This is a genomic window from Phenylobacterium sp., from assembly GCF_031425575.1.
In the GTDB taxonomy this organism is placed as follows: Bacteria; Pseudomonadota; Alphaproteobacteria; order Caulobacterales; family Caulobacteraceae; genus Phenylobacterium.
Genome location: NZ_JANPJP010000305.1, coordinates 1 through 1,761, shown reverse-complemented (window position 1 = coordinate 1,761; position 1,761 = coordinate 1). Strand labels below are relative to the sequence as shown.

The window sequence follows — 1,761 nt, the reverse complement described above, 5'->3', positions numbered from 1 at the left end:
AGAACAGTCATTTGAGCGGCATGATCTGGCGGACGATGAACGCGGCGGCTTCGGCGGGGGTCATCGCGACCGTGTTGACCCGAATTTCGGGCTGGTGCGGCGGTTCGTACGGGCTGTCGATGCCGGTGAAGTTCTTCAGCTCTCCGGCGCGTGCCTTCTTGTAGAGGCCCTTGACGTCCCGGGCCTCGGCCACCTCCAGCGGGGTGTTGATGTAGACCTCGACGAAATCGCCCTCCGCCTGGAGTTCGCGCGCCAGCCGGCGTTCGGCGCGGAACGGGGAGATGAAGGAGACCAGCACGATCAGGCCGGCGTCCACCATCAGCTTGGAGACCTCGGCCACCCGGCGGATGTTTTCCACCCGGTCCTCGTCAGTGAAGCCCAGGTCTTTGTTCAGGCCGTGGCGGACGTTGTCGCCGTCCAGCAGGTAGGTGTGGCGGCCGTTGGCGTGGAGTTTCTTCTCCACCAGGTTGGCGATGGTCGACTTTCCCGAGCCTGAGAGGCCGGTCAGCCAGACGACCCGGCCGCGCTGGCCCTTCAGCGCCGCGCGCGACGCCTTGTCGACGTCGAGGGCCTGCCAGTGGACATTCTGGCTGCGGCGCAGGGCGAAGTGCAGCATGCCCGCCGCCACAGTCCGGTTGGATATCCGGTCGATGAGGATAAAGCCGCCAAGGTCGCGGTTCTCGGCATAGGGGTCGAAGGCGATGGGGGCGTCGAGGCTGAGGTTGCAGACCCCAATCTCGTTGAGCTCCAGCCGCTTGGCGGCGAGGTGCTCCATGGTGTTGACGTTGACCTTGTACTTGGGCTCGGTGATCGAGGCCCCGACCGTGCGGGCGCCGACCTTCATCAGGTAGGGACGGCCGGGCAGCATGGCCTCGTCGTCCATCCAGACCACCGTGGCCTCAAATTGGTCGGCCACCGGCGGCGGGGCGTCCGCGATAGAGATGACGTCGCCGCGGCTGATGTCGATCTCGGTCGTGAGCGTCAGCGTCACCGACTGGCCGGCCACGGCCTGGTCCAGGTCGCCGTTGAAGGTGACGATGCGGTCAATGGTGCTCTCGCGGCCCGAGGGCAGGGCCTTGATCTTGTCTCCGGGCTTGATGACGCCGGTGGAGATCAGGCCGGAGAAGCCGCGGAAATCCAGGTTCGGGCGGTTCACCCACTGCACCGGCATGCGGAACGGCCGGCTCTGAAGGTCATCCTCGACCGGCAGGGTCTCCAGCAGGTGCATCAGCGGCGGGCCGTCGTACCAGGGGGCGGCGTCGCTATGCTCGGTGATGTTGTCGCCCTTCAGCGCCGACATCGGGATGGCGGTGAAGTCGGTGATGCCGATCTGGGCGGCGAAGGCGCGGTACTCGGCCAGGATGGTGTCGTAGGTCTCCTGGCTCCAGCCGACGAGGTCCATCTTGTTGATGGCCAGGATCACGTGGCGGATGCCGAGCAGGGACACGAGATAGGAGTGCCGCCGCGTCTGGGTCAGCACCCCGCGCCGGGCGTCGATGAGGATCACGGCGGCGTCGGCGGTCGAGGCGCCGGTGACCATGATGCGGGTGTACTGCTCGTGGCCAGGGGTGTCGGCGACGATGAACTTGCGCTTGTCGGTGGAGAAGAACCGGTAGGCCACGTCGATGGTGATGCCCTGTTCCCGCTCAGCGGCGAGGCCGTCCACCAGCAGAGCGAAGTCGATGTCGCCCCCCTGCGTGCCCACCCGCTTGGAGTCGGCCTCCAGGGCCGCCATCTGGTCGTCCAGGATCATCTTGGAAT

The 1,761-nt window shown here is 66.4% G+C and carries 1 protein-coding gene; it reads right to left on the bottom strand.

The window, feature by feature from the left end; translation table 11 throughout:
- Positions 1-7: 7 nt before the first annotated feature.
- The coding region (gene cysN, locus RMO97_RS17140) for a sulfate adenylyltransferase subunit CysN (protein WP_310542237.1) at positions 8-1,761 on the bottom strand (1,754 nt) is incomplete at its 5' end.